This window comes from Agromyces ramosus, from assembly GCF_030817175.1.
Taxonomy (GTDB): Bacteria; Actinomycetota; Actinomycetes; order Actinomycetales; family Microbacteriaceae; genus Agromyces; species Agromyces ramosus_A.
This window is the reverse complement of the sequence record NZ_JAUSYY010000001.1, coordinates 2,539,080-2,553,596: the sequence shown is the minus strand read 5'-3', so window position 1 is coordinate 2,553,596 and position 14,517 is coordinate 2,539,080. Positions and strand designations below refer to the sequence as shown.

At 69.4% G+C, this 14,517-nt stretch carries 13 protein-coding genes and 1 pseudogene; 1 reads left to right on the top strand and 13 read right to left on the bottom strand.

The genetic code is table 11. The features are described from left to right. Window positions 1-125: 125 nt before the first annotated feature. The 12 genes and pseudogenes from QFZ26_RS11965 to QFZ26_RS11910 form a co-directional block, all read right to left on the bottom strand. Window positions 126-1,283, bottom strand: a complete 1,158-nt coding sequence (locus tag QFZ26_RS11965; RefSeq protein ID WP_307042366.1) for a LacI family DNA-binding transcriptional regulator — start codon at window positions 1,281-1,283, stop codon at window positions 126-128. A gap of 10 nt (window positions 1,284-1,293) precedes the next feature. Further along, window positions 1,294-2,817 carry an L-arabinose isomerase gene (gene araA, locus QFZ26_RS11960; protein ID WP_307042364.1) on the bottom strand — a complete coding sequence of 508 codons (1,524 nt, stop codon included), beginning with the start codon at window positions 2,815-2,817 and terminating at the stop codon, window positions 1,294-1,296. 49 nt (window positions 2,818-2,866) lie between these two features. After that, complete coding sequence (locus QFZ26_RS11955) at window positions 2,867-4,477, bottom strand: xylulokinase (protein WP_307042362.1); 1,611 nt, start codon at window positions 4,475-4,477, stop codon at window positions 2,867-2,869. Further along, a pseudogene (locus tag QFZ26_RS11950) lies at window positions 4,474-5,194 on the bottom strand (L-ribulose-5-phosphate 4-epimerase). The gene QFZ26_RS11955 and the pseudogene QFZ26_RS11950 overlap by 4 nt, the downstream one beginning before the upstream one ends. Next, window positions 5,191-5,331: a hypothetical protein gene (locus QFZ26_RS11945; protein WP_307042360.1), complete on the bottom strand. Its 141-nt coding sequence runs from the start codon at window positions 5,329-5,331 to the stop codon at window positions 5,191-5,193. The pseudogene QFZ26_RS11950 and the gene QFZ26_RS11945 overlap by 4 nt, the downstream one beginning before the upstream one ends. A 341-nt stretch (window positions 5,332-5,672) precedes the next feature. Then, window positions 5,673-6,926 carry a multiple monosaccharide ABC transporter permease gene (gene mmsB / locus QFZ26_RS11940; RefSeq protein WP_307042358.1) on the bottom strand — a complete coding sequence of 418 codons (1,254 nt, stop codon included), beginning with the start codon at window positions 6,924-6,926 and terminating at the stop codon, window positions 5,673-5,675. Between the two features lie 23 nt (window positions 6,927-6,949). Further along, complete coding sequence (gene mmsA / locus QFZ26_RS11935) at window positions 6,950-8,479, bottom strand: multiple monosaccharide ABC transporter ATP-binding protein (RefSeq protein WP_307042356.1); 1,530 nt, start codon at window positions 8,477-8,479, stop codon at window positions 6,950-6,952. 140 nt (window positions 8,480-8,619) lie between these two features. Next, window positions 8,620-9,699 carry a multiple monosaccharide ABC transporter substrate-binding protein gene (chvE, locus tag QFZ26_RS11930; RefSeq protein ID WP_307045064.1) on the bottom strand — a complete coding sequence of 360 codons (1,080 nt, stop codon included), beginning with the start codon at window positions 9,697-9,699 and terminating at the stop codon, window positions 8,620-8,622. Between the two features lie 190 nt (window positions 9,700-9,889). Continuing rightward, a complete protein-coding gene (locus QFZ26_RS11925; protein ID WP_307042354.1) occupies window positions 9,890-10,021 on the bottom strand; it encodes a hypothetical protein in 132 nt (43 codons plus the stop codon). Continuing rightward, window positions 10,018-10,824: an L-ribulose-5-phosphate 4-epimerase gene (locus tag QFZ26_RS11920; protein WP_307042352.1), complete on the bottom strand. Its 807-nt coding sequence runs from the start codon at window positions 10,822-10,824 to the stop codon at window positions 10,018-10,020. Before QFZ26_RS11920 ends, QFZ26_RS11925 begins: the two co-directional genes overlap by 4 nt. Beyond that, entirely contained in the window at window positions 10,821-10,949 is a 129-nt protein-coding gene (locus tag QFZ26_RS11915) for a hypothetical protein (RefSeq protein ID WP_307042350.1), read from the bottom strand. Before QFZ26_RS11915 ends, QFZ26_RS11920 begins: the two co-directional genes overlap by 4 nt. A gap of 269 nt (window positions 10,950-11,218) precedes the next feature. Further along, complete coding sequence (locus tag QFZ26_RS11910; protein ID WP_307042348.1) at window positions 11,219-12,238, bottom strand: LacI family DNA-binding transcriptional regulator; 1,020 nt, start codon at window positions 12,236-12,238, stop codon at window positions 11,219-11,221. Between the two features lie 225 nt (window positions 12,239-12,463). On the opposite strand from QFZ26_RS11910, the gene QFZ26_RS11905 reads away from it, so the two are divergent. Then, window positions 12,464-13,066, top strand: a complete 603-nt coding sequence (locus QFZ26_RS11905) for a hypothetical protein (protein WP_307042346.1) — start codon at window positions 12,464-12,466, stop codon at window positions 13,064-13,066. A gap of 1 nt (window position 13,067) precedes the next feature. Here QFZ26_RS11905 and QFZ26_RS11900 read toward each other — a convergent pair whose 3' ends face one another. Continuing rightward, a complete protein-coding gene (locus QFZ26_RS11900; RefSeq protein WP_307042344.1) occupies window positions 13,068-14,480 on the bottom strand; it encodes an MFS transporter in 1,413 nt (470 codons plus the stop codon). Window positions 14,481-14,517 lie beyond the last annotated feature (37 nt).

Genomic DNA, 14,517 nt, shown 5'->3' with positions numbered 1-14,517 from the left:
CGGGGCATCGAGTTGTGCTGACTCGATGCCCCTTCTGCCGTGTGGGCTACGCCCTGGTAGAGCATGCGCATCGGTTCGCACGGGTCGAGGGTGAGATTCTGAGCGGATCCGGGGGCCGAATGACCTCAGCGTCGCGGCGCCGCCGTGCTCGCCCTCACGACCACGTCGGGGACCCGCGACGTGCGGTCGGGGGCATCCGGCTCATCGCGCAGCACATCGAGGACGGTGGCCATGATGTCGCGACCGAGGGAGTCGAAGTCCTGACGCATGGTCGTGAGCGGCGGCGTGAAGTAGGCGGCCTCGGGGATGTCGTCGAAGCCGATGACGCTGAGGTCGTCGGGCACGCGCACGCCGCGGTCATGGCAGGCGTGCAGGAATCCCAGCGACATCTGGTCGTTCGCGACGAACACCGCCGTCGCGGCACCGTCGCCGGCGAGGATCGCGCGTCCGGCGGAGTCGCCCGACGCGGCGAGCCAGTCCCCCATGATCGGCGCCGGCGCGTCGAGACCGTGGGCGCGCATCGCATCGGCCCAGCCGCGGCGGCGCTCCGCGGCATCCATCGAGTCGTCCGGCCCGGTGACATGGCGGATCTCGCGGTGCCCGAGCGCGAGGAGGTGCTCGGTCGCGAGGCGCGCGCCCGCGTACTGATCGATCGACACGCGGTGCAGGCCCGGAGCCGGCTCCGACGCGACGACCACGAGCGGCACGCCCGCATCGATGCCCGCCAGGACGCCGACACCCTCGCGCTCGCCCGAGATGAGCACGATCGCCTCGACGCGCTGGAGCGCGAGGCGGTGCACGGCCTGGCGCAGCACGTCGGAGTCCAGCGAGCGCATGCTCGCCTGCGTCACGGTGTACCCGGCCGAGTGCGCCGCCTCGTTGAAGCCGAGGGCGGCGTTCGACGGCCCGTAGTCGGGGCGCCCCGCCTGGATGAGTCCGATCGAGCCCGAACGACGCCGGGCCATCGCCCGGGCGGTCGGCGATGGCGTGTAGTTGAGCTCGGCGATCGCCTGCTCCACGCGCAGCCTCGTTGACGCGGCCACGCCGGTGAGGTCGTTGAGCACGCGCGACACGGTCTGGTGCGAGACGCCGGCCCGGCGGGCGACGTCGAACATGGTGGGGACGCCGGCGGGCTCCCCGACATCGGGAGCCTCGAGGGGCACGGCCGTCCCGCCTGCCCCCTCCGTCGCGTCCGTCGCCTCGTCGGCGTGCTGCGGCTGCGGCGGCGCGCCCGACGCCTGGGCGGACTCGTTTGGCCCGCCCGGGGCATCCGTCGCGCTCATGCGGCCTCGCTCAGAGCCCCTGCGCGAGGCGGTAGTAGGCCTGGTTCCAGCGCACTTCGCGCTGGAAGTCGGGGAGGGTGGTCTGCTCGTCGATGACGAGCAGCTCGGTCTTCGACATGTCGGCGAAGTCGCGGAACACGTCGACGCCGACGGCGGTCGACATGACGGTGTGGTGGGCGGCGCCCGCGGTGAGCCACGCAGCGGCACTCGTGGCGAAGTCGGGAGCGGGCTTCCACACGGCGCGTCCGACTGGCAGGTTCGGCAGCGGATGCCGCGGCGCGACGTTCTCGACCACGTTCGCCGTGAGGCGGAACCGGTCGCGCATGTCGCTGAGCGCGACGACGACGGCGGGGCCCGGGTCGGCGGTGAAGACGAGGCGGACGGGGTCTTCCTTGCCGCCGATGCCGAGCGGGTGCACCTCGAGGGTCGGCTTCGCGGTCGTGAGCGACGGCGAGACCTCGAGCATGTGCGCGCCGAGGATGAGCTCGTCGCCGGGCGTGAGGTCGTAGGTGTAGTCCTCCATGAGCGAGGCGCCGCCGGGCAGGCCGGCCCCCATGACGTTCGCGACGCGCACGAGCACGGCGGTCTTCCAGTCGCCCTCGGCGCCGAAGCCGTAGCCCTCGGCCATCAGGCGCTGCACGGCGAGGCCCGGCAGCTGACGCAGCGCGCCGAGGTCTTCGAAGCTCGTCGTGAAGGCACCGAAGCCGCCCTCCTCGAGGAACGAGCGCAGGCCCAGCTCGATCGCGGCGCCGTAGCGGAGGCTGTCGTGCCGCTCGCCGCCTTTCCGCAGCTCGGCGACGACGTCGTAGGTCTCCTCGTACTCGGCCACGAGCAGGTCGATGTCCGCGTCGGATGCCGCGTGCACGGCGTCGGCCAGCTCGTTGACGCCCCACGTGTTCACCTGCACGCCGAAGCGCAGCTCGGCCTCGGTCTTGTCGCCCTCGGTGACCGCGACGAAGCGCATGTTGTCGCCGAAGCGGGCGAGCTTCAGGCTCCGGGATGCCGCAAGCCCGGCCGCGGCGCGCTGCCACGTGCCGACCTCGGCCGTGACGCGCGGGTCGCTCGCGTGACCGACGACGGTCTTGCGGGGAACGCCGAGGCGGGTCTGGATGTAGCCGAACTCACGGTCGCCGTGCGCGGCCTGGTTCAGGTTCATGAAGTCGAAGTCGATGTCGCCCCACGGCAGCTCGACGTTCGCCTGCGTGTGCAGGTGCAGGAGCGGCTTCTGCAGCGCGTCGAGGCCGGCGATCCACATCTTGGCGGGGCTGAAGGTGTGCATCCACGCGATGAGGCCGATGACGTGGTCGGCCGCGTTCGCCTCGAGGGCGATGCGGCGGATGGCGTCGGAGTCGGTCAGCACGGGCTTCCACACGATGCGAACGGGCACATCGGATGCCTCGCCGAGCTGTGCCGCGATCGCCTGCGACTGGGCGGCGACTTGGCGCAGGGTCTCTTCGCCGTAGAGGTGCTGGCTCCCGGTGAGGAACCAGACCTCGTAGCCGTTGAGCGACGTGGTGAGCGGGGTGCGGGTCATGTTGGTGTCCTTCTGGTGCGAGGTTTCGGTGCGAGCTGGTGGCGGCCGGTCAGAGTGCGTCGACGGCGGCGGCCTCGGCCGCGAGGCCCGCCCGGTAGCGGTCGAGGTAGGCGGCGAATCCGGCGACGTCGTCGGGATCGGGCTCGACGGTGTCGAAGCCGGCGTCCGCGAAGACGCGGTCGTTCAGGTATCCGCCCAGGCCGAGCGCGTCGGCGGCGGAGAGGTACGACGCGAGCACCGCGATGCCCCACGCGCCGCCCTCGGATGCCGTCTCGCCGACCGCGACCGGCGCGTCGAGCGCGCCGGCGAGCAGCCGCTGGGCCACTCCGGCGGTGCGGAAGATGCCGCCGTGTGCGAACATCCGATCGAGTTCGACGCCTTCGCCGTCGAGCACCCGCATCCCGAGCGCGAGCGTGCCGTACACACCGTAGAGCTGGGCGCGCATGAGGTTGGCGAGCGTGAGCCGGCTGTCGGGCGTGCGGACGACCATCGGACGCCCCTCGGCGAGCCCGGCGATCGGCTCGCCCGCGAGGTGGTTGTAGGCGAGGATGCCACCGGCATCGGGTTCGCCCTCGAGCGCCTCGCGGAAGAGCAGCTCGAACACGGCATCGCCGTCGAGTTCGGCGCCGGCCGCGGCGGCGAACCGCCGGAACACGCCCGCCCACGCGGCGAGCTCGCTCGCGCCGTTGTTGCAGTGCACCATCGCCACGGGATCACCCGCCGGAGTGGTGACGAGGTCGAGTTCGTGATGGGCGTGCGAGAGCGGCCGCTCGAGGACGACCATCGCGAAGATGCTCGTGCCGGCGCTGACGTTGCCGGTGCGCGGGGCGACCGAGTTCGTGGCGACCATGCCGGTGCCTGCGTCGCCCTCGGGCGGGCACAATGGTGCGCCCTGCCGCAGCACACCTGACGGGTCGAGGAGCGCGGCGCCCTCGGCGGTGAGGTGCCCGGCGTCGCGGCCCGCGGGCAGCACCTCGGGCAGGAGTTCGGCGAGATTCAGTCGGGGCGCGCGATCTGCGACGAGGTCGTCGAAGATGCCGATGAGCCGCGCGTCGTAGTCGCCCGTCGTCGAGTCGATCGGGAACATGCCCGACGCGTCGCCGACGCCGAGCACCTTTCGGCCCGTGAGGCGCCAGTGCACGTAGCCGGCGAGGGTCGTGAGGAAGGCGATCTGCAGAACGTGCGGCTCCTCGTCGAGCACGGCCTGGTGCAGGTGGGCGATCGACCACCGGAGCGGGATGTTCACGCCGAACTGCTCGCTCAGCTCGGCTGCGGCCGGGCCCGTCGACGTGTTCCGCCATGTGCGGAATGGCACGAGCAGCTCGTCGCCGGCGTCGAACGCGAGGTAGCCGTGCATCATCGCCGAGACGCCGATGGCACCGAACGTCTGCGGCTGCACGTCGTAGCGGCGTCGCACGTCGGCCATGAGGTCGGCGTACGCCGCCTGAAGACCCGACCAGACGTCCTCGAGCGAGTAGGTCCAGACGCGGTCCTCGAAGCGGTTCTCCCACTCGTGGCTGCCGACGGCGAGCACCTCGCTCGGGTCGGGCCCGACGAGGCAGGCCTTGATGCGCGTGGATCCGAACTCGATCCCAAGCGACGTGCGCCCCTCGAGGATCGCGGTGCGGGCGGCATCCGTCGTCTCTGCGGTCTCGCTCATCGGCGTGCATCTCCACTCTGTCCATAGACGTTCTGGTAGCGGTCGTAGAGCCGGTCGATCGACTCCTGCGGGATCGGCACGAGCGGGCCGGCCTCGCGGGCGAGGTGCACGGTGGCGCGCGACATCCTCGACCATGACCGCGGCCTTCACGGCATCCTTCGCGTTCGAGCCGATCGTGAACGGTCCGTGGTTCTGCATGAGCACCGCGCGACTGCGGTGGCCGTTGAGCGTCTCGACGATGCCGCGGCCGATCGAGTCGTCGCCGATGATCGCGAACGGCCCGACCGGGATCGGCCCGCCGAACTCATCGGCCATCGCCGTGATGACGCAGGGGATCTCCTCGGCGCGGGCGGCCCAGGCGGTCGCGTACGTCGAGTGGGTGTGCACGACCCCGCCGACCTCGGGCATGTGCCGGTAGACGTAGGCGTGCGCCGCCGTGTCGCTCGACGGCGACCGGTCGCTGCCCGGCGTGCCCTCGATGACGTTGCCGTCGAGGTCGCAGAGGATCATGTTCTCGGGTGCCAACTCGTCGTACGAGACGCCCGAAGGCTTGATCACGAACAAGTCGGCGCCCGGAACGCGGCCCGAGACGTTGCCGCCGGTCCAGACGACGAGGCCGTTGCGGGTCAGTTCGCCGTGCAGCTTCGCGACGTCTGCCCGCACTCGCGCGATCGCCGCATCGACCTCGGGCGCAACCTCGGAGGCCGGGCCGCTCACGCCGACGCCGCCCGTTCGAATGGCTCGAACCAGCGGTCCATCAGCTCGGCGGCCTCGTGCCCATCCTCGTTGCCCTTGACGAAGTCGGCGAACTCGTCGAGCTCGGTGCCGGTCACATACCGCTGCTGGTCCGACACGGGCACTCCTTCGTCATGGCGTTTCGTTAGCGCTAACGAAGCAAGATGTTAGCGCTAACGAGGCGCTCGTTCAACCCCGGGCTGATCCCGCTGCCCGAGGCATCCGTCCAGCCTCGGATCAACTGCAGGAAGAACCGCGCGACACGCCGCCGCCCCACCGCGGCACGCCGCGAGCACGCCAGAAGTTCCTCACGTTGTGCTCGTACCTCTGGCGGGCGAGCCCACACTGCGGCGGATGTCGCATCATCCGGACACAGCGAATGGGGCGGATGCCGCAGCCTCCGCCCCCGGCACGACAAAGGGGCGGATGCCGCAGCATCCGCCCCCTCGGTCGATCCGTCTCAGCTGCCGCCGGAGCGACGCTTGTTGTAGACGTCGAACGCCACCGCGAGGAGCAGCACGAGGCCCTTCACGGCCTGCTGCCACTCGATGCCGATGCCGAGGATCGACATGCCGTTGTTGAGCACACCGATGATGAGACCACCGATGATCGCGCCGCCGATGGTGCCGACGCCGCCCTGCACGGCCGCACCTCCGATGAACGCCGCCGAGATCGCCTCGAGCTCGAAGCCGTCACCCGCCTTGGGCCCGGCGAGGTTGAGTCGCGCGGTGAAGATGAGGCCCGCGAGCGCGGCGAGGGTGCCCATGTTGACGAACAGCCAGAAGTCGACCCGGCGCGTCTTGATGCCCGAGAGCTCGGCCGCGTGGCGGTTGCCGCCGATCGCGTAGATGTGGCGGCCGAACACCGTGCGGTTCATGACGATGCCGTAGACCAGCACGAGCACCGCGAGGATGATCAGCGTGATCGGGATGCCCTTGTAGGAGGCGAGCGAGTAGGCGAAGAAGCCGATCGCGGCCGAGATCAGCACGAGCTTCGTGATGAACCACAGCATGGGCTCGACGTCTTGGCCGTACTTCTGGCGGCCACGGCGGGTGCGCACCTGCTGCACGATAAGGGCGATGATCGCGATCAGACCGACGCCCATGGTGAGCGGATCGATCTCGAACTCGCCGAACACATCGGTGACGAAGCCGTTGCCGAGGGCGCGGTACTCGACCGGGAACGAGCCGATGTTCGCGTTGCCGAGCACGACGAGCGCGAGCCCTCGGAAGATGAGCATGCCCGCCAAGGTCACGATGAACGCGGGTATGCCGACGTAGGCGATCCAGAAGCCCTGCCAGACGCCGACGAGGGCTCCGATGCCGAGCGAGAGGATCACCGAGAGCCACCATGGCAGCCCCCATTGCACGGCGAACACGCCGGAACACGCGCCGACGAAGGCCGCCACCGACCCGACCGACAGGTCGATGTGGCCGGCGATGATGACCATCACCATGCCGATCGCAAGCACGAGGATGTAGCCGTTCTGCACCACGAGGTTCGAGATGTTCTGCGGCCGCAGGAGGATGCCGTTGGTGAGGAACGAGAACAGCACGACCACCGCGATGAGCGCGATGAAGATGCCGTTCTTGCCGAGGTCGGCGAGCACGTGGCTCAGTCGCTCGGTGAACTTGTTCTCGACGGGGTTGATGGTGCCGCCGACAGCCTGCGAGTCGCCGGTCGGGGGTGCCTGGGTGGGGGTTGGGTTCGACATGATGTCTCCTGGTCGTCCGCGCGCTAGCGGGGCTTTTCCATGGTCATGAGCTTGAGCATCGCCTCGGGTGTGGCATCGGCGACCGGGAGTTCACCGGTGATGCGGCCCTCGGAGAGCGCGTAGACGCGATCTGAGATGCCGAGGAGCTCGGGCAGCTCCGACGAGATCACGATGATCCCCTTGCCCTCGGCGGCGAGGCGATTGATGATCGAGTAGATCTCGTACTTCGCGCCGACGTCGATGCCGCGGGTGGGCTCGTCGAGGATGAGCACGTCGGGGTCGGAGTAGATCCACTTCGACAGCACCACCTTCTGCTGGTTGCCACCCGAGAGCTTGCCGGTCTTCACGAGCACGCTCGGCGCCTTGATGTTCATCGACTTGCGGTACTCGTTGGCGACCTTGTACTCCTCGTTGTCGTGCACGAGTCCGTACTTTTCGAGCTTCTTCAGTGAGGCCATCGAGATGTTGCGCTTGATGTCCTCGATGAGGTTGAGGCCGTAGGTCTTGCGGTCTTCGGTCGCATACGCGATGCCGTGCTCGATCGCCTCGGCGACCGTGCGGGTCTTGATCTCCTTGCCGCGCAGGTACACCTTGCCGGTGATCTTCGAGCCGTAGCTCTGGCCGAAGAGGCTCATCGCGAACTCGGTGCGGCCGGCGCCCATCAGGCCCGCGATGCCGACGATCTCCCCGGCGCGCACGTGCAGGTTGACGTTGTCGACCATGACGCGGGTGGTGTCTTGGGGATGGTGCGCCGTCCAGTCCTCGACGCGGAGCAGCTCCTCGCCGATGTGCGGCGTGTGGTCGGGATAGCGGTGCTCGAGATCCCGACCGACCATGTCCTTGATGATGCGGTCTTCCGTGACATCCTGCTTCGCGATCGTCTCGATCGTCTTGCCGTCGCGGATGACCGTGACCGAGTCGGCGACCTTCTTGATCTCGTTCAGCTTGTGGCTGATGATGATCGACGTGATGCCCTGCCCCTTCAGGTGCAGGATCAGGTCGAGCAGGTGATCGGAGTCCTCGTCGTTGAGGGCGGCCGTCGGCTCGTCGAGGATGAGGAGCTTCACCTCTTTCGAGAGCGCCTTCGCGATCTCCACGAGCTGCTGCTTGCCGACGCCGATGTCCATGATCTTCGTCGTCGGGTTCTCGCGCAGGCCGACCCGGGCGAGGAGCTTGGATGCCTCGAAGTTGGTCTGGTTCCAGTCGATGAGGCCGCCGCGGCCCTTGCGCTCGTTGTTGAGGAAGATGTTCTCGGCGATCGAGAGGTACGGGCTGAGGGCGAGCTCCTGATGGATGATGACGATGCCCTTGGCCTCACTGTCGGTGAGGTCGCGGAATTCCACCGTCTCGTTCTCGAAGACGATGTCGCCGTCGTAGGTGCCGTGCGGGTAGACGCCCGACAGCACCTTCATGAGGGTCGACTTGCCGGCGCCGTTCTCGCCGCAGATGGCGTGCACCTCGCCGCGCTCGACCGACAGGGTGACGTTCGCGAGCGCCTTGACGCCGGGGAACGTCTTCGTGATGCCGCGCATCTCGAGAATGTTGGTGGTCATCCTTGCTCCTGCTTCATTGCCGGGTGGGGCCGGCCGGATGACGGATGCCGCCGCGGTCGGGACCTGAGGCGAGAGTACTCCCGCTCAGGCCCCGACACGCGGGGGTGGACCGTCATCCGGCCGGCGTGTACCGGTGGTGACTAGCCGTTGATTTCCTCTTCGGTCCAGTAGCCGCTGTCGACGAGGACCTCGGTGATGTTGTCCTTGACGACGATGACCGGGTCGAGGAGGAACGAGGGAACGGTCTTCACGCCGTTGTCGTAGTCCTCGGTGTTGTTCACCTCGGGCTCCTCACCCTTCAGCAGGGCGGTCGCCATGTCCACGGCCACGACCGCGAGCTCGCGGGTGTCCTTGAAGATGGTGGCGTACTGCTCACCCGAGTTGATCGCCTTGACCGAGTCGAGCTCGGCGTCCTGGCCGGAGATGACCGGCCAGCCTTCGCCGACCGAGTAGCCGGCGTCGGTGAGGGCCGAGATGATGCCTCGCGAGATGCCGTCGTAGGGCGACAGCACGGCGTTGACGGTCGAGCCGTCGGAGTAGTCGGCCGTGAGGATGTCCTCCATGCGGCTCTGTGCGGTCTCGCCGTCCCAACGGAGCGTCGCGACCTGCTCGATGTCGGTCTGGCCCGACTTCACGACGAGCGTTCCATCGTCGATCAGCGGCTGGAGCACGTCCATCGCCCCGTCGAAGAAGAAGAACGCGTTGTTGTCGTCGAGCGAGCCGGCGAAGAGCTCGATGTTGAACGGACCGGCGGGCGCGCCCTCGATCGGCGTGCCGTCGAGCTCGGCGAGGCCGAGGCCGTTGAGCACCGACCACGCCTGCTGCTGTCCGACGACGAAGTTGTCGAACGACGCGTAGTAGTCGACGTTCTCAGTGTCGCGGATGAGTCGGTCGTACGCGATGACGGGGATGTCCGCGTCAGCGGCGTCCTGCAGCACGCTCGTGAGCGTGGTGCCGTCGATCGACGCGATGATGAGCGCCTCGGCGCCCTTCGTGATCATGTTCTCGATCTGCGAGACCTGCGTGGGGATGTCGTCTTCCGCGTACTGCAGGTCGACGGTGAAGCCCTGCTCCTCGAGCTGCTCCTTGACGGCGTCGCCGTCCTGGATCCAGCGCTCCGAGCTCTTGGTGGGCATCGCGACGCCGATGAGGCCGCCGTCGCCGCCGCCTTCGCCGCCTCCGCCGCCGGCGCCGCCCGCGCACGCGCTGAGCGCGAGCATCGAACCGGCCGCGAGCGTTGCGAGAAGCACCTTCTTCGTGTTCTTCACGGTGTGTCCTTTCACTGTGTGTGTCCGTCTTGGACGTCGTTGTCTTGGTGACAGTCGGAGCAGGCTTCGTCCATGAAAGCCGGCTCCCCCGCGGCATCCGCTCGGGTAATGCGGAGGTCGCAAGCGTGTTGAGTTGTGGGTGTTACAGGCCCTGCGCGAGGCGGTAGTAGGCCTGGTTCCAGCGCACTTCGCGCTGGAAGTCTGGGAGGGTGGTCTGCTCGTCGATGACGAGCAGCTCGGCCACCTTCGCCGTGAGGAGAGGGGTGCGGCTCATCGTGCGCTGACTTCCTTCTGCTCGGCTTGCTCGGGGTGGTCCGACTGCTCGGCCGGCTCGGCCTGCTCCGCCGGCTCGGCCTGCTCCGCCGACTCGGGCCGGCGCGCGTCGCTCGCCTGCCCGTAGACGTTCTGGTAGCGGTCGTAGAGCCGGTCGATCGACTCCTGCGGGATGGGGATGAGCGCGCCGGCCTCGCGGGCGAGGTGCACGGTGCGCGCGACATCCTCGACCATGACCGCGGCCTTCACGGCATCCTTCGCGTTCGAGCCGATCGTGAACGGTCCGTGGTTCTGCATGAGCACCGCGCGACTGCGGTGGCCGTTGAGCGTCTCGACGATGCCGCGGCCGATCGAGTCGTCGCCGATGATCGCGAACGGCCCGACCGGGATCGGCCCGCCGAACTCATCGGCCATCGCCGTGATGACGCAGGGGATCTCCTCGGCGCGGGCGGCCCAGGCGGTCGCGTACGTCGAGTGGGTGTGCACGACCCCGCCGACCTCGGGCATGTGCCGGTAGACGTAGGCGTGCGCCGCCGTGTCGCTCGACGGCGACCGGTCGCTGCCCGGCGTGCCCTCGATGACGTTGCCGTCGAGGTCGCAGAGGATCATGTTCTCGGGTGCCAACTCGTCGTACGAGACGCCCGAAGGCTTGATCACGAACAAGTCGGCGCCCGGAACGCGGCCCGAGACGTTGCCGCCGGTCCAGACGACGAGGCCGTACCGGGTGAGCTCGGCATGCAGCTTCGCGACGTCTGCCCGCACTCGCGCGATCGCCACCTCGACCTGGGGCCCGTAGCTGCTCATGCGGTCACCGCCTCGGCGCCGTCGTGCTCGGTGCCGTAGTCGACACCGATGACGTACCGCTCGCCGACCTCGTTCGCTGCACCGCGTTCGGTGCTCAGGTGCTCATCGGCGGGCGTGACACTCACGGTGTGGACTCCTTCGTCTGGGCGTTTCAGGTCGCAGGCTTCGGTCTTCGTGCAATGTGACGCTTCGATGTGACCGTTCACATGGCGAGTTTCATGTTAGCCACATCGACGTTCGACCTGTCAACTCGGTGAGGTCACGGAACGATAACGCCGGGCGGATGCCGCGTCCGTTCGCCGCTCGCCGCTCGCCGGCCCCGACGCCCCGGCGGTGGAGCGGCCCGGGCAGCGTCGCGCGCGGCATGCGTCGCCCGGGCGGGAGCCCGCCGGTTTCAGAACGCCGGGGCGCCCGTGGAGGCGCGCACGATGAGTTCGGGCACGATCGTGCCGCGGTAGTCGGGCGCCGCGGGGTCGAGGTCGCCGAGAAGCAGCGCCACGCAGCGGCGCCCGAGCTCCGCGAAGTCCTGGCGAACGGTCGTGAGCGGCGGCCAGAAGTGCGCCGCCTCGGGGATGTCGTCGAAGCCGATGATCGACACGTCGCGCGGGATCTCGAGCCCGGCGTCGCGGATCGCGTGCATGAGGCCGAGCGCCATCTGGTCGTTCGACGAGAAGATCGCGGTGAAGTCGCGCACGGTGAGCAGCTCGCGGCCGGCGTAGTAGCCGAACTCCGCGGTCCAGTCACCGAGGATCGGCGCGGTCGTCGGCACGTCCTGAGCGCTCATCTCGTCGAGGAAGCCGCGCATGCGCGCCTCGGCCTCGATCCAGTCCTGCGGGCCGGCGAGGTGGTAGATGCCGCGGTGGCCGAGGTCGATGAGGTGCCGCGTCGCGATGCGGGCGCCCGCGATCTGGTCGACCGAGAGGGCGTGGTCGGGGTCGCGCCCGGTCGACTGCATCGTCACGTACGGCACGTCGATCGAGAGCGACGCGAGGGTGTCGAAGACCCGCACCTGCGGCGCGATGACGACGAGTCCCTCGATGCCCTGCGCGGCCAGGTGGGCGAGGGCGTCGGCGATCGTCGCGGCATCCGACGATTCGATGTTCGCGGTGCTCACCCAGTAGCCGGAGGCGCGCGCGGCCGCCTCGATCGCGGCGATGCTCGACGCGGGACCGTACTGCGTGCTCGATGCCGAGAGGATGCCGATGGTGCGCGAGCGACTCGTGACGAGCGCGCGGGCGGCGCGGTTCGGCTTGTACTGGAGCTCGGCCATGATGTCGAGCACGCGCTGCTTCGTCTCGGGCCGGATGCTGGGGTGATGGTTCAGCACCCGCGACACGGTCTGGTGCGAGACCCCCGCGAGGCGCGCCACATCGCGGATGCTCGGGGCGCGGCCCCGCTGCGGCTCCTCTGACACGAACCCTCGATCACGTTCTCGGCATGTTCACGGTCACACACACCGGCGAATCTATTATGCATGTCGTCCAGCGGAATGTGACTGTCACTCATGTGACGGTCACATCGGATGCCGCAGCCCACCGAAGCGCGAATGGCACCCGCCCGCGGCGGGGCGACGCTCACCGCGGTATCGTGCTGGCACACCCGCACTCGCGGACGAACCCACACGTCGAGGAGGGGCCAGATGGCCGACTTCATGCGAGACCTCCCGCTCTCGTGGCACGATCAGCCCGACGAATCGGACGTCACCTCCGACTGGCGCAACGCCGCCGCCGATGTCATCGGCCGCGCCGCCGTGCTCCTCGAGACGGCCGACATCGGCGAGGCGACGCGTGAGTTCCTCGCCACCGACTTCGCACGCGCGATGCGCTCCCGGCGCTTCCGCGCCGCGCCGGATCAGCTCGACGGCTCCCCCGAGAGCATGCGTGCACTCGCCCAGGAGACGCGAACCGGCCGCACGACCTCGGTGCGCGTCCTCGCCCGCGCCGTCGCCGCCTACCTCGAGCTCGCGCGCGAGCTCGACGCCGTCGCCGACCTGCCCCCGCGATCCAGCGGCGCCGTGGCCCTCTACCTCGCGGCGAAGGCGCCGACGCCGATCCGCGCCGTCATCTCGGGGCACACGCTGCGTGCCCGCGACGCCGGGTGGGCATTCGGCCGCGGACCCCTGCTCGAAGACGACGCGGTGCCGCTGCTCGAGTTCCTCCTCGGCCGCAGCGAACGCGCACCGGCACCGCCGGCCGCCGGACCCGCAGACGACTCCGGCCCCAGCCTCGGCCCCGGCGCCTGAGCTACGAGCGAGCGGATGCCTCGTCGCGAGGCCGCACGCGCGACGCGAGCACGACCGCGACGACGGCGATGGCCACGCTGACCGCGAACTCCGCGGTGAACGCGCCGCCCACGACCGCGCTCGCCACGAGTGCCGTCAAGGCGAGGGCCACGGATGCTCCGAGCGACTCGCCGATCGACAGGGCGGCGCTGTTGAACCCCTGGGACGACACCGGCGAGAGGCTCAGCACCGCCACCGAGAACCGCGGGTACATGAAGCCCATCGCACCGCCGGCGAAGGTCCAGGCGACGAACGCGATCACCGGTGAGAGCGTGAACCCGGCGACGAGCAGCACGACGACGAGCGAGAGGGCCAGCAACGCCGCTCCGATCTGCACCGACTGGGTGTTCGACACCCGGTCGCCGAGGCGGCCCTGCAGCCACGACGCCGCGGCCCACGAGACGCCGGCGCCGGTGAGCACCGCCCCGGCAAGGCTCGGCGAGAACTCGTAGCGCTCGATGAACAGGAACGGCAGGTAGATCTCACTGCCGAAGAACGCGCCGGCGACGATGAGCCGGAGCAGCACCGTGGCGGGCAGCCCTCGGGCGGCGCGCAGGGTGCCGGCCGGCATGAGCGGGCGCACCGCCACCACGACGAGCGCCACCGCGACGACCGCGATCACCCAGCGCCACGGCTCGTCGAGCTCCTTCGAGAGCGAGAGCGCGAGGGCGGCCGCGGCGGTGAGCACCGACCATCCGACCCGGCCCAGGCTCCACGGCACGGTCGGGTCGCCCCGCACCTGGTCGCGCACCCGCAGGATGGGGGGCACCATCATCGCGGCGGCCGGCACGACGAGGGCGATGACGCCGAGGAACACCCAGTGCCAGCTCAGGCTCTCGGCGACGAGGCCGGCGAGGGCGGGCCCGATGATCGACGGGATCACCCATGCGGCGGCGAACCCGGCGAACACCCGCGCACGAATGGCCTCGGGATAGACGCGCGCGACGATGACGTAGAGCGGCACGATGACGGCGGCGCCGCTGAGGCCGTGCACGAACCGGCCGATGATGAACACCTCCATGTTCACCGCGGTGCCCGCGATGAGCAGGCCCACCACGAAGAGCACGGCTGACGTGATCAGCGACGGCAGCGGGCCCGATCGGTCGGTCCAGTTGCCGGCGAGCACCATGCCGATGATGCCCGCGGCGAGCGGAACCGCGAAGGCGAGCGCGAAGAGGGCGACCCCGTCGAGGTCACGGGCGACGAGCGGCATCACGGTGGTGACGGCCATCGCCTCGAACGCCGCGAGGAAGATCAGCGAGAACATGCCGATCGAGAGCCAGCGGTAGGGCAGCGCGAGCGGTCCGCCGCGCGGTACCGCCGGCCGTTCAGGCTCGGTGGTCGTCTGGCCGGGTTCCGTCGTCGATTCGCTCACTCGATCGAGCCTATGACCTCAAGCGGGCTTGAGGTCA